Genomic DNA, 17,982 nt, shown 5'->3' on the forward strand with positions numbered 1-17,982 from the left:
AGACAGGAAGGATCTGAGACCGATGTCGTTCCAGCCCCACACCCTGCCGCCGTTCGGCTCACTTCAGAAGGACGTCCTTGGCCTGGTTGACGCGAGCGGCAAGGCCGCTGCTGCCGCCGGCATCCGGATGAATCCGCTTCATCAGGCTCCGATGGGCCTCGCGGATCGCCTGCTCGCCCGCCCCCGGCTGAAGCCCCAGGATCTCGTAGGCCTCCTGCTGCGACATCGCGCCCGGGCCCGCCGCGCCACCCTGCCCCGTGTCGCGGTGACGATCAGCGTCTTCACGCCAGCCGGGCGTCCGGCGGTCGAGATATGCCTCTAGCAGGCGGGCGCCGTCCGGATCGCCCGCGAGGCATTCGCGCATCAAGGCGCTGATCTCCGGCAGGCTCAAGCCATCGAGATCGCGCCCCGCGAAGGCTCCGGCGCGGACCTTGCCGGTCATGCCGCCGCTGTCATGGTCGAGTTCCATCTGCAGCAGCCTGGATTCGACCTTGGAGTGCGCGCCCGGCGTCGTGCTCGTCCCAGCCCCTCCACCCCAGGGAAAGCGCATTCCGCCCGGCCCATAGGCGCTCCAGCCGAGCAGCCAGGCACCGAGCCCGCCGACGAAGATCGCCATGTCGAGCCGCCCGCGCAGCATCAGCAGGGCCGCGACGCCGAGCGAAAGCACGCCGCCCCCGGTCTTGGCAAGCTTGGCCAGTTTCGCCGGATTGGCTCCGACGAAGAACTTCGACAGCCACCAGAGCAGGATCAGGACGGCGATGCCGTAGAGCAAACTCACCGACGGCCTCCATCCATGGCGCTCAACAGCCCCTTGACCGCAGCATTGTCGCCGGCGAGCCGCAATAGCGCCTCGCGCCCGCCGCTGGCATAGGCGGCAGCTCCCCGCAGCAGGTCGAGCAGCGAACCCGGCGCATTGACGTCGAAGCGCGCATGCGCGCCACCGGTCAGGCGCGCGATCGTCGCAAAGGCCGCGCTGGCGGCGGGGTCATGGCCTTCCTGGAATAGGAAACCGCGAATCCCGCGCAAGCCGAGTTCGCCCGCGAGAGCGGCAAGCGCATCGACATCCTCCTCCATCGCATCGCCGACGAAGACGAAGGCGCGGATCGGTACGGTCTTCGCCTCGTCGCGGACATGCTTGAGCACGCGATGGATCTGCGTCTGGCCGCCCTCGCAGGCGATCCGGCTCATCAGCCCGTTGAGGCGCTGCGGCTCGCCGACCCAGCCGGACGAGCGGCACTCCATCAGCCCGCGGAAATAGACGAGCTGGACCGCAAGCCCACCGCTCTTCGCCGCGACCTCGAACATCCGCGCCTGCAAGGAGCAGGCGAGATCCCAGGTCGGCTGGCGGCTCATCGTGGCGTCGAGCGCGAAGACGAGCCGGCCCGCCTGCCCCGTCGCCAGCGGCGCCAGCTGCTTGGCGGCTCCCAGGAAGCGATCGATCGCACCCGGCGTCGAAGCCCCCGCAGCCTGTGGCGCGGTGGTTTCGGCCTTGCCCAGAGCACGGTCGGTCTTGTCGCTCATGAGGCTCCCGGTCGCACGACGCTGCAAATCATACTGACCTGATATTGGCCATCGCCCGCGCATTTGCTACCCGTCCGCAAAAGGGAGAACAGGCGCAGTGACGCAGATAGCGGTTTTCGAGACGGTCGCCTCCATGCGGGCCAAGGTCGCGGCCTGGCATGCCGCAGGCGAGAAGGTCGCGCTGGTGCCGACCATGGGCGCGCTGCATCAAGGCCATATCGCCCTGGTGAAGGAAGCCCAGCGCCATGCGCGGCGCGTCATCACCTCGATCTTCGTCAATCCGACGCAGTTCGCCCCGCATGAGGACTTCAAGAAATATCCGCGCACCTTCGACCAGGACTGCGCGATGCTGGCCGAGGCGCAGGCCGACGCGGTCTTCTTTCCCCAGGTCGAGCAAATGTATCCGCCGGGCTTCGCCACCCGCATCCTGCTGCTCGGCCCCGCCGCGGTCGGCCTCGACGACCGCTTTCGGCCGACACATTTCGAAGGCGTTGCAACGGTTTGCTGCAAACTCTTTACCCAGAGTCAGGCCGATTGCGCCGTCTTCGGCGAGAAGGATTATCAGCAGCTCAAGGTGGTGACGCGGATGGCGGCTGATCTCGACCTCGGCATCGAGATCGTCCCGCTCCCGACCTTCCGCGAGCCCGACGGCCTCGCCATGTCCTCGCGCAACCGCTACCTCTCGGCCGAGCATCGCGCGCTCGCGCCGCTGCTGCACAAGGTCATGCAAGAGCTCGCCGCGCGCCTGCGCAATCGCGACGACCTGTTCAAGGCCGTGACCGAAGCGCAAGGCGAGATCATCTCGGCCGGCTTCGAGCTCGACTATCTGGAGGCGCGGCACGCCGACACGCTCGCTGCCGTAACCTCGCTGGCCGATGGCCCGATCCGTTTGCTCGTGGCGGCCCGGATCGGCGGCACGCGGCTGATCGACAATATCGGCGTGTAGGTCGTCGCAGCGGTCGCTGCTATCGGCTTGTCGCCCCCCAACCTCGCCTTCCCCGCAGAATGCCTCCAGCGATCCGGCTTCTTCTCGCGGGAGGGTGTCGCGAGCTCGCGCCTCGGCTTACAGCCGTCGCTTGATTTTATCTTGATGATCAAGATAAATCACAGCAAGGTCGGCTGAGGCACTCGCAAGAGGAGAAACTGGGATGGAGGCGACGGCTGCAGAGCTCCTCATCGGAATGGCGATATTGGCTGCGGCCATCGGGATCGGCGGCGGGCTTTACGAGTTCGTGGTGCTCGATCCGGTCTGGCCGAACCGGCCTGCCCTGGTCCAACCGATGCATGGCGGGGTGTCCCGTAAACGCTTCTGGATACCGGCGCATATCGTCTTCGAGCTTCTGCTCGTCGCCGCACTGGTGGCCGCCTGGGGAGCGCCCGGCATCAGCCGGTGGCTTCTGATCGCTCTCGCCACCCATGCGGCGATGCGGATCTGGTCGGCGCTCGATTTCATCCCGAAAGCCCTCGCCTTCGAGCGGGACGAGGCCGATAGCGTCTCGCCGGATGCGGCACGGCGCTGGACCAGGCGCAGTCGCCTCAGGCTGCCCCTCGATCTCGCGAAGCTGGCCGCGCTGCTCGCCGCATTCTGGACAGCCGCCCGGAGCGCTGGGATCTGACCGACATGCCCGAGCACGACAACGATACGCTGTTGCGCCAGCTTGGCCTCGCCGTGAGGCGAATGGGGGCACAGAGCGTGCTCAGCAGCGCCGCCATGGCCAAGCACTTCGGGCTGCATCCAACCGATCTGGAGGTGCTCGACCTCATTGTCCTGCACGAGACCGTCACGGCCGGCGAACTCGCCATTGCCACCGGCCTGACCTCGGGTTCGGTGACGGCGCTGGTCGACAGGCTGGCGGCGCGCGGCTACGTCACCCGCCGCCGGGACGAGGCCGATCGGAGGCGCATGCTGATCAGCGTCGTGCGGACAGCAACGGCGCCGATCGAAGCCGCCTACGAGCCGCGCCGGATCGCCATGCACAGGCTCTGGTCGAGCTTCGACGAGGAGACGCTACGAGCCGTGACCGGCTTCCTCACCCGCAGCACGGACCTGCTCGTGCGCTGCACCGAGGAGATCGTCGCGCCGGTCGATACCGGACAAGCCGGCGGAAGCACCAAGCCGCGCTGACACGTCACCTCCCCGCCCTTGTGAGCTTCTCTACAGCAACCCCAATTCCGCCAGCTCCCGCCGCATCGCTTCGGGCATCACGCCGAGATCGCCGCTGCGGCCGTCGATGTCGCGCGGCTTGTCCTTGTCAGCGAGATAGCGCCAACCCTGGAAGGGCCGGCACGGGCGCGGCTCGACCGGGACCACCACCGGCTCCATCACCAGATGACAGCGGCCGATGCCGTCCGCATCGGTGAAGGGCCTGATCTCCGTCAGGCGCTGGCGGGCCGAGATCTGGCCCTTGATCACCCAATAGAGCGAGCCGCCATCGACGATCTCGCTGACGCGCTTGGGCACCATGCGGGTGGTATGCGTCTGCTCGTCGGGGCGGCCCATCCGCCGGCGCAGCAGCGACTGCTCCTCGATCCATTCCTCGAGATCGCTGATCGATTCGGCGCCGACGCAGAGTTTGAGCAGGTGAAGCGACATGGGCGGAACTTAAGCCCTGCAAGGCAACCCGACCAGCGCTTGCGGCGTTTCTCCACAGCCCCCGTCATTGCGAGCGCAGCGAAGCAATCCAGGGGGCGTAGCGCGAGACCTCCTGGATTGCTTCGCTGCGCTCGCAATGACGGTCGCTCGCGCCGGGATGACGGCGGCAAGGAGACGAGCTAGGTCTGAGCGAAAGTCAAAGGGAGAGACGCAACCATGCGCGGACTTGCAGGCAAGGCCATCCTCGTCACCGGCTCCTCGACCGGCATCGGCTACGCCATGGCGCAGCGGCTGGTGGCGGACGGCGCCAAAGTGCTCGTCCATGGCCGCGACGAGGCCGAGGTCGCGGCCGCCTGCCGGCATCTCGGCGCCTCGGCGCAAGGGGCCACCGGCGATCTCGCCGACCCCGCCACCGCGCAAACGCTGATCGACGCCACGGTGAAGGCCTTCGGGCGCATCGACGGCCTCGTCAACAATGCCGGCATCTATCCGCGCGGCGTGCTCGGCGAGACCACGGCGACCTTCTTCGACCATATCTTCGCGATCAACACCCGCGCGCCGCTGCTTTGCGCCGAGGCCGCGATCCGCGCCTTCCGCCTGCAGAAATCCGGCGGTGCCATCGTCACCGTCGGCTCGATCAACGCCTATTGCGGGCTCTCCAACCTGACCGTCTATTCGATGTCGAAGGGCGCGTTGATGACGATGACGCGCAACCTCGCCAATGCGCTTGGACCTGAGCATATCCGGGTGAACCAGCTCAATGTTGGCTGGACCTTCACCGCCAATGAGGATGCGACACAGCAGCGCGAGGGCCAGAAGCCCGGCTGGCAGGACCATGTCCCGCTCAAGCTCGCCCCGACCGGGCGGATCATGCAGCCTGAGGAGATCGCGGCCCACACCGCCTTCTGGCTCTCCGACGAGAGCGCCCCGGTCTCGGGCCAGCTCTACGAGGCCGAGCAATATCCGCTGATCGGGCGCGTCTGATCTGTGGATTCCGCTGCGCCTGCCGATTTCGAGTCTTGGCTGCATTTTGAGCCTTGGCTGTCGCGCTGGGCGCTCGCGCCCGACGGCGACGCCATCATCACCCATGGCAGCCGCCTGTTGCAGGTGCGCCATCAGGGCGAGCCCGCTATGCTGAAGCTGCCGAGGCCGAGGATGGAGCGCCTCGGCTATCGGCTGCTCGAATACAAGGGCGGCGACGGCGCGGCGCGCCTGCTTGCCCGCGACGAAAGCGGCAGCGCGAGATGCCGCGATCTGACCCGTGAGCGCAAAAAGGCCGGCCGTCGCGGGCCGACCTTCCTGCCGGAATCAATCCCTGAAGCGGCTGCTCATGGCAGCCAGTTCTGGCGCTTGCTCCAATCGTCGACATCCGCCCGGACACGATCTTTTTCGAGCCCGTAGCGCTCCTGAATTTTACCTTCGAGCTGGTCGCGCTTGCCCGCGATGACATCGAGGTCATCGTCAGTGAGCTTGCCCCACTGCTCCTTGATTTTGCCCTTTGCCTGCTTCCAGTTTCCTTCGATTCGGTTCCAGTCCATCTCTCTCTCCCAATGCTGAGGTGATGATAGAGAAACGCTCCGACGCTGAAATGGTTGCAAGCGCCCTGGAACTGCCACGAGCGCAACGCTGACCCGATTATCGTCGAGGACATCGCGCTCCTCAGAGAGCCGCCGCAGCTCATTGCGACAGTTCTCGCTGAAGGGATCCATGCGCTCGCCTTCATTCCTGTTGCCGGAGACGCCGAGCTAAGCGGCAAGTTCATGGTCTATTGCGATACACCACGGGTGTTCACCGAACATGAGCGCGACATTGCACTCCAGCATCCTTTCGGCCCGTTGGTAGGAACCTGATCCCTCACTTGTTGTTCTTCCTGTTCAGGGCTGGGCAATGTGACAGGAGGCTCTCATGGGATGGTTCACCAAGGACATCGCGACAATGGACGATCTCTTCGTCCACACACTCCAAGACATCTACTACGCCGAGAACCAGATCAAAAAGTCACTCCCCGACATGATCGAGAAGGCAACCAGCCCGGCGTTGAAGCAGGGTTTCCAGACACACCTTCAGGAAACCGAGGGCCACATCTCTCGCTTGAAGCAGGTCTTCAAGCAGCACGGTGTGGAGGAGAAGGGCGTCACTTGCCCTGCGATCGACGGCATCCTTTCCGAGGCGAGCGACGTCGCCGGAGAGGTTGATGACAAGCAAGTTCTCGACGCAGCTCTGATAGCGGCTGCGCAGGCAGTCGAGCACTACGAGATGACCCGCTACGGCACGCTCGTTGCCTGGGCGAAACAACTCGGCCGCGAAGATTGCGCTGCTCTCTTGAAGCAGAACCTCGATGAAGAGGCCGCGACTGACGAGAAGCTGACAAAGCTCGCGATGAGCGGGATCAACCGCAAGGCCGCATAGTAGGCGAGGTTGCACTCAATCGGCCCCGCCAGTTTTTGAACCGGCGGGGCATTTTCGCCCTATGTTCCGTTTGCTGTGCGGTTCTCGGTCCTATCCCGACGCTAGGCGGCTCGCTCCGCGGAGAGCGCGGTCGCGCTCAGGCGACCAGACTAGGCCCTGCCAATCGAAGCACCTTGATCCCTTCGGACGGGTGGTCGACGGCAATATCGACAAGGCAAGCGCCGGCGGAGTGATAGCGCTGCAATGGAAGCGCCCTTCGGCCTTAAACTCCCAAGCATCCATCGCAGCGTTCATCCATCGTAGCGTTTGGATCGGTGCAACGGGCGTGGTCCGCACGAGCTGATCGCTGCGGAACCATCACGTTGGGCAGACTCCGCGTCAGAAATGGAACACCACCCCAGTGTCGTTGGTTTCCTCGGCAAAAGAGGAGGAGACAATGGCAAAGCAACCCGAAGCCCTGGCTACTTTCGCGGCGAGTGCCCGCAACAAAAGCAAGAAACCTGACGACGTCGGGTTGAAGGCCACGCCGTCAACAGACGGCCTGAAAACCGATCCCGCCCAGAAGGTCGACGCGGCGACCAAGGTGCTGCGCGAGGGCGTCCTTCACCGTGACGAAGGGGCTGACGAAGCCGTCGATAAACTGCCGGATCGGACGCGGGACCTGTGAGCAGCTGATAGCTCGGAAACGAGACGCGCATCATGCGTCGCGGTCGATGAATCGGCGGTGCCCTGCTGGCGCGCAATGGTTGCGGCCGATGGCTACGTTTCACCGTTAAGAGCACGCTTGACTCAGAAAGCTTGGCTGGGCCGGCGCAGAGCTGGGCCGACAGCCGCCGTCCAAGATGGTTCGCCCCAATGGCATCCACCTTGCGCAGCTTTTAAAAGACCCCCTACCCCGGCTGTCTCTGAGCCTCGCCGTTACGAGGTAAGCTTGAGCGAGTAAAACCCGCGGGGGCGTCCAGATCGCGGTGCTAGGCCGGGGGCGATCGCGTCAGGTTGTTTTCGAACATTTGCGCTTGGCTGGCGTTGGTTGGGTCGCGGAGACGCGACATGCGCCATCAACGATTGCTCAGGGACGTGGGAATTGCTGCTCTCGCGGGCTTGGGCAGCGCAATGCTGTTCTCGCGCCTTTCGAATGCCGAGGTCAGCGCGCGTGACAACGCGTACGAACAGAAGACTGCACATCGATCACAACAAGGCGCACGGGCCGTCACTCCCACGGACATTCCGGTGGGAGGGTGGGCCGACATCCTGCGCCGAACCTACTACGAGGTCGATCGCGATCGGGTTCGGGCTGTCGCCGCGGGGGTGACCTTCTATGCGCTGCTCGCCCTTTTTCCAGCGCTGACCGCCGTCGTTTCGATCTACGGCCTCGTCGCGGAACCTAGCACAATCGGAGAGCACATCGGTGTGGTCGCCGGGTTTCTCCCGCCGGGTTCGAGTAATTTCTTCCGCGATCAGGTGACGCGCATTACAGAAGCCGGCGACGCGAAGCTGGGATTCGCATTTGCGTTCGGGCTTGCCGTCGCCATCTGGAGCGCCAACGCTGGCATCAAAGCCATCTTCGATGCCTTGAACGTAGCTTATGGCGAAGACGAGAAACGGGGCTTCGTCAGGCTGAACCTGATCTCTCTTGGCTTTACCGTCGGCGTTCTGCTTTTCGTCTTACTCGCCCTCGGTGCGATCGCCGCGCTGCCTGTCCTGCTCGACCGCCTCTATCTCGGCAGCGGGGCTGAGCTGTTGATTTCTCTGGCGCGCTGGCCGGTTCTGATCTTTGCGCTCATGCTCGGGTTGTCGGCGCTTTACCGGTTCGGCCCGAGCCGCGATGCAGCCCAATGGAGTTGGGTCAGCCCCGGCGCGGTTTTTGCCAGCGTCGGGTGGCTCGCAGCATCCCTGCTATTGTCTTGGTACGTCGCCAACTTCGAGGACTACAACAAAACTTATGGTGCGATCGGCGCTGTCATCGGACTGCTAACCTGGATGTGGCTGTCGGCAACCATCGTCCTGGTGGGCGCGGAACTCAATTCGGAGTGCGAGCGCCAAACAGATCGCGATACGACTAAGGGCCCCCCAATGCCGATAGGAATGCGCGGAGCTGACGCCGCCGATCGAAAGGGTTAGTTCGACGGCAGGTTGGGATAGCGAAGACGATGCGCCGGATTGATCGTGGCGATCGTCCGCCTTGCTGAATCTTCGCAGGGGAGTTCACGTTCCCAAGCCTCGCGATAAGCGGCTTCGACGAAGAGACATCGCCGAGACGGCAAGCTTTTCGAGAGGCAGGTTTTCAGTTTCGATAGCTGCCTGCGATCGCTGCATGCCCTCTGCCGGAGGCGGGCCGTCACTTCTGCGCGTGCGCGATCAGATTGTTGCGGAGCTTGACGACTGCCTTCTGCGTCCCAGCAAACTCATCGGCATCCATGCCGGTCGCCTTGACCAGTGTCCTCTGCGCTCCTTTCTCGCGCAGGCGGCGCCCCTCCTCCGTCAGGCTGACGATGACCTGCCGCTCATCCTCGGGATCGCGTCGGCGGCGCAGATAGCCCAGTTCCTCGAGCTTCTTGAGCATCGGCGTCAGCGTGTTCGACTCGAGGAACAGCTTCTCGCCCAGGCTCTTGACCGTCTGGTTGTCCTCCTCCCACAGGGCCACGATCGCGATCCACTGGGTATAGGTGAGGCCCAGCGCCTCGAGGATCGGCTTATAGGCCCGGCCATAGGCGAGATTGGCCGAATAGACCGCAAAGCACATGAAATCGGCGAGCTTCGCCGTTGCCAGGCCAGGGGCTTTCAATTTGGTCATGGACGTCTCCCGCTTCAGCGTGGGCCGGATAAGGCCAATATAGATCGCATGCGATTAAATCGGAAGGGGTTGACAATCCCAGGTGCGCCGCCCACTTACAGCGCATCCGATTAAAGCGGATACGATCAAAAATGGAAAGGACGCCGCCATGACCACCAAGGTCCTCTATACCGGCAAGACCCACACCACCGGCGGGCGCGAAGGCGCCGCGCGCAGCTCTGACGGCCGTCTCGATATCGCCCTCTCCTCGCCCGGCTCATCGGGCGCCGGCACCAATCCCGAGCAGCTCTTCGCCGCCGGCTGGTCCGCCTGCTTCATCGGCGCGCTCGGCCTTGCCGCCGGCTCACGCAAGATCCGGCTTCCCGCCGACACGGCCGTCGATGCCGAGGTCGATCTCGCCAATACCGACGGGGCCTACTTCCTGCGCGTCCGGCTCAATGTCAGCCTTCCCGGCATCGAGCCCGAGATTGCCCAGTCGCTGGTCGAAGCCGCGCACCAGACCTGCCCGTATTCCAAGGCCACGCACGGCAATATCGAGGTGGCGACGACCGTCCTCTGAGCATTTGCACGGCTCCGGCGACCGCACGCCTATCGCGGCAAGGGTGAGGGCGGCCCGGCATTGGCTTCCAATTCCACGCCGACGCAAGCCTTGCACTGAGCAGATCTTGAACCGAGAAGGAGGGCACCGTTGTCCCTTTTCATCCTGGCCTATCTCGCGGGCGTGCTGACGATCCTCTCGCCCTGCATCCTCCCGGTCGTGCCGTTCATCCTGGCGCAGGCGAACCGGTCCCTCCATCGCCAGTCCTTCCTTCGCAACAGCTTGCCTATGCTGCTGGGGCTGGCTTTTGCATTCGCCGCGGTGGCGAGCCTCGCAGCGGTCGCCGGGGGCTGGGCTGTCCAGGCGAACCGCTTCGGGCGCGCCGTCGCATTGATCCTGCTCGCCGGCTTCGGTCTTAGCCTGATCTTTCCTTCGCTCGCCGCCCGGTTTGCCTCGCCGCTGGTGGGGGCTGGATCGCGGCTGGCGGCATGGACGGAAGAAGGACGGGCGCAGAGCGGACCGGCGGGCACGCTCTCCTCGGTCGTCCTCGGCGTGGCCACCGGACTGCTCTGGACGCCCTGCGCCGGCCCGGTGCTGGGGCTGATCCTCTCGGGCGCGGCGCTCAACGGGCCCGGTCCGCAGACCAGCGCGCTCCTGCTCGCCTACGGCCTCGGCGCGGCCAGCTCGCTGGCCGCCGCCATTCTCGCCGGGCGGCAACTCCTCGCCCGCCTGCGGCCTTCGCTGCCCTGGGTCGAGCGGGCACGCCGGCTCACTGGGGCCGCCGTCATCGGCAGCGTGGCGCTGCTCGGACTTGGCCTCGACACCAGCCTGCTGCAGCGCCTCTCCGCCGAGCAGACCTCCAGGCTGGAGAACACGCTCATGACAAGCATCGCAAATCCCCTTGGCCGTTTCGGGCAATCGGCCGACGCCGCCGTCCCCGATACCTTGTCGGGTCCACTCGCTGCGCTACTCGACAGGCAGGGCTGGATCAATTCGCCGCCGCTTCGCGCCGAAGCGCTGCGCGGCAAGGTCGTCGTCGTCAGTTTCTGGACCTATTCCTGCATCAACTGCCTGCGCGCGCTGCCGCATCTGAAGGCCTGGGCGGACAGGTACAAGGATCAAGGCCTCGTCGTCATCGGCGTCCACGCGCCGGAATTCGCCTTCGAGAAAGATCCGGACAATGTGGCCCGGGGCAGCGCGGCGCTCGGCGTGCGTTATCCGGTCGTGCTCGACAATGAATTTCGCATCTGGCGGGCTTTCGGCAATGCCGGCTGGCCGGGCGTCCATATCGTCGGCGCTGACGGCCGCATCCGCCATCAGGCGACCGGCGAAGGCCGCTACGACCAGTCCGAGCAGGTCATCCGGCGCCTGCTGACCGAGGCGAACGCGATCGGCACCGCCGGTTCCAGCCAACCGGTCGAAGGCCGGGGCGCCCAGAAGCAAGCGGATTGGAGCAATCTCCGTTCGCCCGAAACCTATCTGGGCCATGACAAGGCGGAGCGCTTCGCCTCGCCCGGCTCGCTCACCCCGGACGAACCGCGCGAATACCGCCACCCTGCCGCGCTGCCGGCGAATGGCTGGAGCCTGTCGGGCAACTGGACGGTCGGTCCCGAATTCGCCGCGCTGAACCAGGCCGGAGGCGGGCTGCGCTATCGCGTCCATGCCCGCGACCTGCATCTCGTGCTGGTTCCGGGCTCGCCCGACCGCCCGGTCCGGTTTCGCGTCAGGATCGACGGCGCCGCGCCGGGAGCAAGCCACGGCTCGGACATCGACGAGCAGGGCTTGGGCACCGTCCGCGACGGGCGGCTCTACCAGCTCGTGCGCCAGGCCGGCCCGGTCACGGATCGGACCGTCGAGATCGAGTTCCTCGATCCGGGCGTGCGCGCCTACGCCTTCACCTTCGGCTGAGGCGAAGGCCCAGCGCCCCCTTCAAGACGCCCAACAATCCTCCAGACACTCCTCGGAGAACGACAATGCAGCCTTCCCGCTCCCCCGAATCCGTCGACCAGAACCGCCGCTGCCTGCTGGCAGGCGCAACTGCTGCTCTTGCGGCCACGCAGCTTGGCCCGATCGGCCCGGCCATCGCCCAGCCGACGGCAGCACCAGCCGGCGCCTCGGGCTTCCCCGCCCTCAAGCAGATCGAGGCCGGGGTCCTCACTATCGGCTATGTCGATGCCGGCCCGAGCGACGGCCCCGTCGTCATCCTGCTGCATGGCTGGCCCTACGACATCCACAGCTATGTCGATGTCCTGCCCTTGCTGACGGCCGGAGGCTACCGCGTGATCGTGCCGCATCTGCGTGGCTACGGGACGACCCGGTTCCTGTCGGATGCGACGCCGCGAAACGGACAACAAGCGGCGCTTGCAGTCGACGTGATCGCGCTGATGGACGCACTCAAGATCGAGAAGGCCGTTCTCGGCGGTTACGACTGGGGGGCGCGGACCGTCAACATCGTCGCGGCGCTCTGGCCGCAACGCGTCAAGGCCATGGTCTCGGTCAGCGGCTATCTGATCGGCAGCCAGAGCGCGAACCGGATGCCGCTGCCGCCGAAAGCCGAGCAGGACTGGTGGTACCAGTATTATTTTGCGACCGAGCGCGGCCGGCTCGGCTATCAGCAGAACACGCATGATTTCGCGCGGCTGATCTGGCAGACCGCATCGCCGCGCTGGGCCTTCGACGACGCCACCTTCGCGCGCAGCGCGGCCTCTCTCGACAATCCCGATCACGTCGCCATCACCATCCACAACTACCGCTGGCGGCTTGGTCTGGCGGAGGGCGAGGCCCGCTATGACGATCTGGAGCAGCGCCTCGCCCAGGCTCCCTCGATCGCCGTGCCGACCATCACGCTGGAAGGCGACGCCAACGGTGCACCGCACCCGGACCCGGCAGCCTATGCCAGGAAGTTCTCGGGCTGGTATCAGCACAGGCCCCTCTCCGGCGGGATCGGGCACAACCCTCCGCAGGAGGCGCCCGCAGCATTCGCTGAAGCGATCATCGCGGTCGATCGCGCTTGAACCTGATCGGGGACTGACCGAGTTTGAGCGCATCGCCATCGCGGCAGCTTCCTGACCGATCAGATATCGGAGCAGATCGGCACCTTCGCACGAAGCGTCATGGAACCCCTCGAAGAGTCCTGGAACTCTTCGAAACGCAGTGTGGAATTCGTGGTAACCTGTTGCGATCGTGGCGACGCGAGCCACTCGCGATTATGGGAGGCGTCGTTGCAAGGACAATTCGCGGCGGCGCTGCTGATGCTGGCCTTGGTCGCTGCCTTGCCGGTGTCTGCCCAGGCGCGGCCGGAGGCGGGCTCGCCCCGGGCTCTCTACCAGATCGGGGCGGCCAGCGAGGCGGCGGCGCGCTGCCGCGGTCTCGCGCTCGTCGACACGGGGTCGCAGGCGCAAGCCTTTCCCGACGGCAAGGCCCATCCCGAAACCAAGGCCGGGGGCATCTCGTCACGGGCGACGACGATGGGCGGCGCGGACTTCGCCAAGGAGTTCTCCGCGGCTTACGCCAAGGGCCTGGAACAACAGGTCTGCGACAGATATCTGCGCCGCTACCCTTGGCTGCTGACACGTCGCTGAACCGGCGCGCGAGACCATAACAGCGCTGTCGCGCAGAGCGCGTAGGCGATCGCCAGCAGCACGTAGAAGACCCGTGTCGAGAACGACTCCGGCGTCGATGTCGGCAGCGGCGACAGGCCCGTTCCCAGCAGGATCAGGAATGTGGTGAGCGCACCGCCATAGACTTTGCCCAGCGGCGAGGCCATCGCGGCCCGGCCTCCCAGGATGAGGCCGACCAGCAGCGTGGTGAAGAACAACAGGACCAGCGAGGGGCGGATTTCTAGGAACGTGAACGCCAGCGAAGCGAGCACCCCACCGAGCAGATTAACCGCGACGAGGCCCAGCGCCGCGCGCGCGCCGCCGGCGAGATCGAGCTGAAGCAGCAGGGAAGAGACGGTGATCGGGATGACGATCGCAGAGGAGAAGGCGCTGTTGGTCAGGCACAGGGTCACCGAACCCAGCAGGATGGCCGTGTTGGCCAAGGCACGGGCGGTCGGGTTGCTCAGCGCGACGGCCTGTGGAGGCAATTTATCGGCGGCCCCGGCGGGCTCCGGCACAGCGGCATGGGCGAGCCAGGACAGCACCACGCCGCCTACGCTGCCCTGGAACAGGATCATGATCATGCTCTGGTCGAGGTCGCCATGGAGCAGGTCGAGCAACGGCACCATGACCGAGATAACCAAGGACAGGAAGATCGCCGGCCCGCCTTTACCTTGCGCCTGGAGAAAGAAGCACAGGAAGAAGAACAGCCCCAGCAGGATAAGCATCTGTACCGGCCGGCCGCCAAATATACCGACCATGACGATGAAAAACTGTCCGGCCAGCAGGATCAGCCCGACAGTCCCCATCGCCTTCGCCAGCGGCAGCGGCCTGGCGCCGCCGAGCAGGAACTGCGCGGCGAAAAGCGGCCCCAGAAAGGGAATGACCGCACCGCTGCCGATGCCGAAGCTCAGTCCAATCGCGACCGCCAGCGCGACCCGCAGCCCCATGCGCCGCTGACGGGCGATCTCCAGGCTTCGCGGGGATGCCTCAGCTGGCATAGGTCAGGACCGAGAGAATCCGGATCCACGCGGCGCCTAGCGCATTGGCGACGGGATTTTGGCCGGTATACACGACCACATTGACCTGGGAGCCGAACCGCACCCGGTTTGGCAGCTCGCCATCGAAGATCAGGCGCACCGGGAAGCGCTGCGGGTCGCGGATCCAGCCGCTGCTGTTGCGGATGGTGGGCAGGCCCGTGCTGGGATCGACGCTGTTTTGCGAGACACCCCAGCCGATGCTCTCCACCTTCGCCTTGAAGATGCTGCCGGGCAGCGCGTCGATCACGATCTCGGCGCTGTCGGCCTGCGACATGTGCTCCAGGCTGTTTTCCTTGAAGTTCGCCGAAATCCAGATCGAGCTCGCATCGATGAAGCTCAGCGCGGCCTGACCGGCGCCGATGAACTGGCCGGTGGCGAGCTGGAGGTTGGAGACCACGCCGGCGGCGGGTGCCACGACCGAGGTGTGAAGCAGGTTGAGGCGGGCCCGCTCGAGTTGCGCCAGAGCGCCCCTCAATTGCGGGTTGTCGGCGCCTGCCGGTCCGAGCTCCTCGCGGGCTTTCGCCAGATCGGCCTGCGCGCCATCGACCGCCGCCCGTGCCCCCTCCAGAGCCGCGCGCGCCTCGTCGCCCTTGGCCTTCGCGGTGATGCCGCGCTGCACCAGTTCAAGCGTGCGCTGCGTCTGGGACTGCACATTCTCGAAATCGGCCCCCGCCTTGACCAGCTTCGCCTGGGCCGCCTCCACCGCCGCCGTCGATGCGCCCAGCGTCTGGCCGATGCGCTCGACCTGCGCCTGCGCCTCCGTCACCGCAATCTCGAAAGGCCTGGCATCGATCCGGAACAGGAGCTGTCCCGCCGCGACGCGCGCATTGTCGACGACACCGACCTCGACGACGCGGCCGGAGACATCGGGCGCCATCCGCACCACATAGGCCTGAACCACCGCCTGGGCGGAGGACGGCGTCAGGCGCTCCATGGCGATCGACAGTGCAAACAGCACAGCGACCACCACCACGACCACCAGCGCCGTCTTGCGCAGCGGATTGGCTTCGGCATCGCGTGTCGCGGGCAGCGGCTCAGTCGCCTCTGCCGGAACACCGGGCGCGTCTGTGCTCATCGGACTCCCTTTCGGCCGTTAGAGCTATGTCCGATCCAGTTTGGTCGGAAACCGCTCCAGATCATTGTTTCAGTAGGTTTTCTTCACGCAAAACCGATAGCCATTCCGCTCGAAAGCGCTTTCGCAGATTGAACGCTCTAGCTGCCTGCGCCGCTGTCGACGACCGTGGTCGTGCGCACGAACAAGGCGCGAATCTTGTTCCAGAAATCGCCTCCCAGAACGAAGAAGCTGGCGATCAGCATGAGGTCACCGAGCGCCTGGAGTTGCCAGATATTCGGCCTCAGTCCCGGAAAGAACTGGTCGACATAAGGTTCGAGCATCGCCGTGACGAGCGGCAGGCAGAACATCACCAATCCGATGACATGGCGTGCCGGGCCAATCGGGCCGCTCGGCGCCAAACCCTTGGCATAGCCGAAGACCAACCCCTTGAGCTGCTGGAAGCCGGCCTTGCCCATCACCGCGATGCAAGTCAGGAGCAGGACCTTGTTGGCGACGAAGATCGCACCCGTCATCGCTGCGATGCGTGGTCCTGCAACGCCCATTGAGGCAGCAAGCGGAATGAGCAGCCACAATGCGAAGGCGAAGATGAAGATGAAGATTCCCAGCTTGAAGCGCCAGCCGCTCGAAGGGGTCGCTGATACGTCCGTCGTCATGTTGGTCATGTCGAAAACTCCCCGAGTCAAAGAAGCAGCGACACCGAAGACGGGGCCCTGTCAGGCGCCCCGCTTCAGCGGCCCATGAACCTATTGCTTGAAGCCGATTACGACGCCGTCCGCGCCAAGTGAGATCTGGAGGCCTCGCCGCTGGGTGTTGAGGCGCAGGGTCACCCCCTTGGCATTGCGCAGCCAGAGCCTGCCGCGTCCCTCGTCACCGATCGCCCAGCCTTCGCGAAGCTGGACATAGGGACCGACGAAATCATCGACGCGCTGCAAACCATAGACCGGCCCGCGGGCAAGCAGACGCGATGCGCCGATACCGCCGACACCCAGGCCCGCCACGGTGATGTCGTAGGAGCGCCCGCCGAATTTGAGAACACCGCCGCCGATCGCGCCCGAGCCGATGAAGGCGACCTGGAGCTGGCGGATGCTGACGGAGCCGGTCGCCGGCCCGAGATTGCGCTGCTGGGCTCCCGCCGTGCCACTCCAGACGAAGCAGCCGAGCGCGATGGGTAGCACGAATTTTATCATGGTCTTCTCCTCCCGTGATGCTTCGTTCGAAGCGGTCTTCAGCGGCCTGTTATGATTTTGATCGGTGCGCCTAGGATCGTGATGGGCAGGGATACGATCGCCCCGACAGCATCACCGACCGCGGTCTGCGCCGGGTTCGCGTTGTCCGCGCCTCCGGAGATGCCGTTCTCGAGTACGGCCGATAGACGGGGCGCAATCTCGGCCAACTGGGCAAACTTGCCATGGTTGGACGAGTCCAGCGCCTTCACATCCGTCAGGTCGATGACGACGGCGCCCAGCGCCGCGAGTTCTTCGGTATTGCCGTCGGCTCCGACGCGATTGCCGCCGCCGGCGATGAAGCTGGACGCCCGCAGCGCCTGATCATCCTTGGACAGCACGATATAGAAGGGCTTGCGCGGCTTCCCGAAGCGCCGCATCTGCGATTTGAAGACATCGATGTCGATATCGGGCGCTGCCAGGAAGATCGAGCCGAGCTTGCCGCCATCAGGCAGGCGTCCGGAGATCTTGATCTGCCGAAGCGCCTCGACGGTCACCCAATTGCCCATCGAATGCGCGAGGATGTTGACCTGCTCGGCGTCGCTGGCAAAGATCAGGCGTATGGTGCGTTCCAGATCGTCCCGCGCCGTCGTGGCGCTGTTGTTGTCGTAGACATATTGCGTCAGCGCACCGCGCGACGCCCAGGTGAACAGCACCGGCACGGCCAGCGTCTTGGAATCGTGGACGATCTGGCCGAAGCGGTACACGCTCTCGGCAAACATCGTATTATAGCCGTGGATGAACAGCAGCACCTTGCGGCTGCCGCGCGGACGCGTGGCCAGCTGGGCGTTGAGCGAGCGGACGAAGTCCTTTTCGCCGTCGAGATAGGCCGCCTGACGGACCACGAAATCGGTTTTCGCACTTCCGGGGGCGGCCGACGCCCACTCGATCTCTCCGGCCTTGTGAGCCTGCGGAACCGATATGCTGATCCTGGCGAAGTCGAGAGGCGAGCCCCGCTCGCCGCCAAACAGCGTCCCGGGCCGATCGTCGCGTTTGCGCGTCGTCGCAACCAGCAGCACGTGTTCGGTTGCCCCCGAGCCCGGCCCGGCGACCGGGCTGAGGAAGCCCGTCTCCGGGCGCGAGGCGCAGGCCGTGAGGAGCGTGATCAAAAATGCGGAGCAAAACGCTGCGCGGCACCATGCGATCGCTCGGGCGAGGAATGCGTCGGCCAGGGGCTGCGCCACATGCAT

Annotated in this window: 23 protein-coding genes; 13 read left to right on the forward strand and 10 right to left on the reverse strand. The window is 65.3% G+C overall.

Features of this window, described 5'->3' with window-relative positions:
• Positions 1–58: 58 nt before the first annotated feature.
• Positions 59–778 carry a DnaJ domain-containing protein gene (locus BHK69_RS22305; protein WP_069692006.1) on the reverse strand — a complete coding sequence of 240 codons (720 nt, stop codon included), beginning with the start codon at positions 776–778 and terminating at the stop codon, positions 59–61.
• Entirely contained in the window at positions 775–1,521 is a 747-nt protein-coding gene (locus BHK69_RS22310) for a hypothetical protein (RefSeq protein WP_069692007.1), read from the reverse strand. Before BHK69_RS22310 ends, BHK69_RS22305 begins: the two co-directional genes overlap by 4 nt.
• 133 nt (positions 1,522–1,654) lie before the next feature.
• Here BHK69_RS22310 and panC point away from each other — a divergent pair, with 133 nt between their 5' ends.
• The 3 genes from panC (at position 1,655) to BHK69_RS22325 (ending at position 3,646) form a co-directional block, all read left to right on the forward strand.
• A complete protein-coding gene (gene panC / locus BHK69_RS22315) occupies positions 1,655–2,467 on the forward strand; it encodes a pantoate--beta-alanine ligase (RefSeq protein WP_069693889.1) in 813 nt (270 codons plus the stop codon).
• 202 nt (positions 2,468–2,669) lie between these two features.
• Positions 2,670–3,137, forward strand: coding sequence for a hypothetical protein (locus tag BHK69_RS22320; protein WP_069692008.1), 468 nt, complete (start codon positions 2,670–2,672; stop codon positions 3,135–3,137).
• 5 nt (positions 3,138–3,142) lie between these two features.
• On the forward strand, positions 3,143–3,646 hold the full coding sequence (locus BHK69_RS22325) for a MarR family winged helix-turn-helix transcriptional regulator (protein ID WP_069692009.1): 504 nt from the start codon (positions 3,143–3,145) through the stop codon (positions 3,644–3,646).
• A gap of 30 nt (positions 3,647–3,676) precedes the next feature.
• On the opposite strand, the gene BHK69_RS22330 is transcribed toward BHK69_RS22325, so the two are convergent.
• Positions 3,677–4,114: a DUF1489 family protein gene (locus tag BHK69_RS22330; protein ID WP_069692010.1), complete on the reverse strand. Its 438-nt coding sequence runs from the start codon at positions 4,112–4,114 to the stop codon at positions 3,677–3,679.
• 216 nt (positions 4,115–4,330) lie between these two features.
• Between BHK69_RS22330 and BHK69_RS22335 the strand changes: the two genes are divergently transcribed.
• The gene (locus BHK69_RS22335) at positions 4,331–5,098 is read left to right on the forward strand and encodes an SDR family NAD(P)-dependent oxidoreductase (protein ID WP_069692011.1); all 768 of its coding nucleotides are present in this window, start codon (positions 4,331–4,333) and stop codon (positions 5,096–5,098) included.
• 123 nt (positions 5,099–5,221) lie between these two features.
• Positions 5,222–5,515, forward strand: a complete 294-nt coding sequence (locus BHK69_RS33640; RefSeq protein ID WP_425285579.1) for an aminoglycoside phosphotransferase family protein — start codon at positions 5,222–5,224, stop codon at positions 5,513–5,515.
• On the opposite strand, the gene BHK69_RS31645 is transcribed toward BHK69_RS33640, so the two are convergent.
• Positions 5,443–5,652 (reverse strand): CsbD family protein, encoded by a 210-nt coding sequence (locus BHK69_RS31645; protein ID WP_083269616.1) that lies wholly within the window; start codon positions 5,650–5,652, stop codon positions 5,443–5,445. The genes BHK69_RS33640 and BHK69_RS31645 overlap by 73 nt on opposite strands.
• Positions 5,653–5,706: 54 nt before the next feature.
• Between BHK69_RS31645 and BHK69_RS32965 the strand changes: the two genes are divergently transcribed.
• The 4 genes from BHK69_RS32965 to BHK69_RS22360 all read left to right on the forward strand — a co-directional run bounded on the left by BHK69_RS32965 (position 5,707) and on the right by BHK69_RS22360 (position 8,644).
• Positions 5,707–5,964 (forward strand): hypothetical protein, encoded by a 258-nt coding sequence (locus BHK69_RS32965; RefSeq protein ID WP_069692013.1) that lies wholly within the window; start codon positions 5,707–5,709, stop codon positions 5,962–5,964.
• A gap of 55 nt (positions 5,965–6,019) precedes the next feature.
• Positions 6,020–6,523 (forward strand): YciE/YciF ferroxidase family protein, encoded by a 504-nt coding sequence (locus BHK69_RS22350; protein WP_069692014.1) that lies wholly within the window; start codon positions 6,020–6,022, stop codon positions 6,521–6,523.
• 436 nt (positions 6,524–6,959) lie between these two features.
• Positions 6,960–7,190: a hypothetical protein gene (locus BHK69_RS22355; protein ID WP_148663543.1), complete on the forward strand. Its 231-nt coding sequence runs from the start codon at positions 6,960–6,962 to the stop codon at positions 7,188–7,190.
• Positions 7,191–7,573: 383 nt separating this feature from the next.
• On the forward strand, positions 7,574–8,644 hold the full coding sequence (locus BHK69_RS22360) for a YihY/virulence factor BrkB family protein (RefSeq protein WP_069692016.1): 1,071 nt from the start codon (positions 7,574–7,576) through the stop codon (positions 8,642–8,644).
• A gap of 217 nt (positions 8,645–8,861) precedes the next feature.
• Here BHK69_RS22360 and BHK69_RS22365 read toward each other — a convergent pair whose 3' ends face one another.
• Positions 8,862–9,317 carry a MarR family winged helix-turn-helix transcriptional regulator gene (locus tag BHK69_RS22365; protein WP_069692017.1) on the reverse strand — a complete coding sequence of 152 codons (456 nt, stop codon included), beginning with the start codon at positions 9,315–9,317 and terminating at the stop codon, positions 8,862–8,864.
• A 148-nt stretch (positions 9,318–9,465) separates the two neighbouring features.
• Between BHK69_RS22365 and BHK69_RS22370 the strand changes: the two genes are divergently transcribed.
• The 4 genes from BHK69_RS22370 (at position 9,466) to BHK69_RS22385 (ending at position 13,436) form a co-directional block, all read left to right on the forward strand.
• Entirely contained in the window at positions 9,466–9,876 is a 411-nt protein-coding gene (locus BHK69_RS22370) for an organic hydroperoxide resistance protein (RefSeq protein ID WP_069692018.1), read from the forward strand.
• A 129-nt stretch (positions 9,877–10,005) separates the two neighbouring features.
• Positions 10,006–11,763, forward strand: a complete 1,758-nt coding sequence (locus BHK69_RS22375) for a redoxin domain-containing protein (protein WP_069692019.1) — start codon at positions 10,006–10,008, stop codon at positions 11,761–11,763.
• A gap of 65 nt (positions 11,764–11,828) precedes the next feature.
• Entirely contained in the window at positions 11,829–12,869 is a 1,041-nt protein-coding gene (locus tag BHK69_RS22380; RefSeq protein ID WP_069692020.1) for an alpha/beta fold hydrolase, read from the forward strand.
• Between the two features lie 207 nt (positions 12,870–13,076).
• Positions 13,077–13,436, forward strand: coding sequence for a hypothetical protein (locus tag BHK69_RS22385; protein ID WP_069692021.1), 360 nt, complete (start codon positions 13,077–13,079; stop codon positions 13,434–13,436).
• On the opposite strand, the gene BHK69_RS22390 is transcribed toward BHK69_RS22385, so the two are convergent.
• The 5 genes from BHK69_RS22390 to BHK69_RS22410 form a co-directional block, all read right to left on the reverse strand.
• Positions 13,409–14,404, reverse strand: a complete 996-nt coding sequence (locus tag BHK69_RS22390; RefSeq protein ID WP_425285527.1) for a DUF2955 domain-containing protein — start codon at positions 14,402–14,404, stop codon at positions 13,409–13,411. The two genes, BHK69_RS22385 and BHK69_RS22390, sit on opposite strands and share 28 nt — an antisense overlap.
• A gap of 40 nt (positions 14,405–14,444) precedes the next feature.
• Entirely contained in the window at positions 14,445–15,569 is a 1,125-nt protein-coding gene (locus BHK69_RS22395) for an HlyD family secretion protein (protein WP_083269617.1), read from the reverse strand.
• A gap of 137 nt (positions 15,570–15,706) precedes the next feature.
• Positions 15,707–16,231: a transporter suffix domain-containing protein gene (locus BHK69_RS22400; RefSeq protein ID WP_199578972.1), complete on the reverse strand. Its 525-nt coding sequence runs from the start codon at positions 16,229–16,231 to the stop codon at positions 15,707–15,709.
• A gap of 81 nt (positions 16,232–16,312) precedes the next feature.
• Positions 16,313–16,756 (reverse strand): hypothetical protein, encoded by a 444-nt coding sequence (locus tag BHK69_RS22405; protein WP_069692023.1) that lies wholly within the window; start codon positions 16,754–16,756, stop codon positions 16,313–16,315.
• Between the two features lie 38 nt (positions 16,757–16,794).
• Entirely contained in the window at positions 16,795–17,982 is a 1,188-nt protein-coding gene (locus BHK69_RS22410) for an alpha/beta hydrolase (protein WP_083269618.1), read from the reverse strand.

Origin of the sequence: Bosea vaviloviae, assembly GCF_001741865.1 — a bacterium.
Taxonomy (GTDB): domain Bacteria; phylum Pseudomonadota; class Alphaproteobacteria; order Rhizobiales; family Beijerinckiaceae; genus Allobosea; species Allobosea vaviloviae.

Coding starts and splice junctions, on each gene's coding strand:
- BHK69_RS22355 (WP_148663543.1), top strand. CDS start 6,960: ATGGCAAAGCAACCCGAAGCCCTGGCTACTTTCGCGGCGAGTGCCCGC.
- BHK69_RS22320 (WP_069692008.1), top strand. CDS start 2,670: ATGGAGGCGACGGCTGCAGAGCTCCTCATCGGAATGGCGATATTGGCT.
- BHK69_RS22335 (WP_069692011.1), top strand. CDS start 4,331: ATGCGCGGACTTGCAGGCAAGGCCATCCTCGTCACCGGCTCCTCGACC.
- BHK69_RS22400 (WP_199578972.1), bottom strand. CDS start 16,231: ATGACCAACATGACGACGGACGTATCAGCGACCCCTTCGAGCGGCTGG.
- BHK69_RS31645 (WP_083269616.1), bottom strand. CDS start 5,652: ATGGACTGGAACCGAATCGAAGGAAACTGGAAGCAGGCAAAGGGCAAA.
- BHK69_RS22365 (WP_069692017.1), bottom strand. CDS start 9,317: ATGACCAAATTGAAAGCCCCTGGCCTGGCAACGGCGAAGCTCGCCGAT.
- BHK69_RS22380 (WP_069692020.1), top strand. CDS start 11,829: ATGCAGCCTTCCCGCTCCCCCGAATCCGTCGACCAGAACCGCCGCTGC.
- BHK69_RS22325 (WP_069692009.1), top strand. CDS start 3,143: ATGCCCGAGCACGACAACGATACGCTGTTGCGCCAGCTTGGCCTCGCC.
- BHK69_RS22405 (WP_069692023.1), bottom strand. CDS start 16,756: ATGATAAAATTCGTGCTACCCATCGCGCTCGGCTGCTTCGTCTGGAGT.
- BHK69_RS22350 (WP_069692014.1), top strand. CDS start 6,020: ATGGGATGGTTCACCAAGGACATCGCGACAATGGACGATCTCTTCGTC.
- BHK69_RS22330 (WP_069692010.1), bottom strand. CDS start 4,114: ATGTCGCTTCACCTGCTCAAACTCTGCGTCGGCGCCGAATCGATCAGC.
- panC (WP_069693889.1), top strand. CDS start 1,655: ATGCGGGCCAAGGTCGCGGCCTGGCATGCCGCAGGCGAGAAGGTCGCG.
- BHK69_RS22370 (WP_069692018.1), top strand. CDS start 9,466: ATGACCACCAAGGTCCTCTATACCGGCAAGACCCACACCACCGGCGGG.
- BHK69_RS22390 (WP_425285527.1), bottom strand. CDS start 14,404: ATGGGGCTGCGGGTCGCGCTGGCGGTCGCGATTGGACTGAGCTTCGGC.
- BHK69_RS22395 (WP_083269617.1), bottom strand. CDS start 15,569: ATGAGCACAGACGCGCCCGGTGTTCCGGCAGAGGCGACTGAGCCGCTG.
- BHK69_RS22410 (WP_083269618.1), bottom strand. CDS start 17,982: ATGCATGTGGCGCAGCCCCTGGCCGACGCATTCCTCGCCCGAGCGATC.
- BHK69_RS22360 (WP_069692016.1), top strand. CDS start 7,574: ATGCGCCATCAACGATTGCTCAGGGACGTGGGAATTGCTGCTCTCGCG.
- BHK69_RS22310 (WP_069692007.1), bottom strand. CDS start 1,521: ATGAGCGACAAGACCGACCGTGCTCTGGGCAAGGCCGAAACCACCGCG.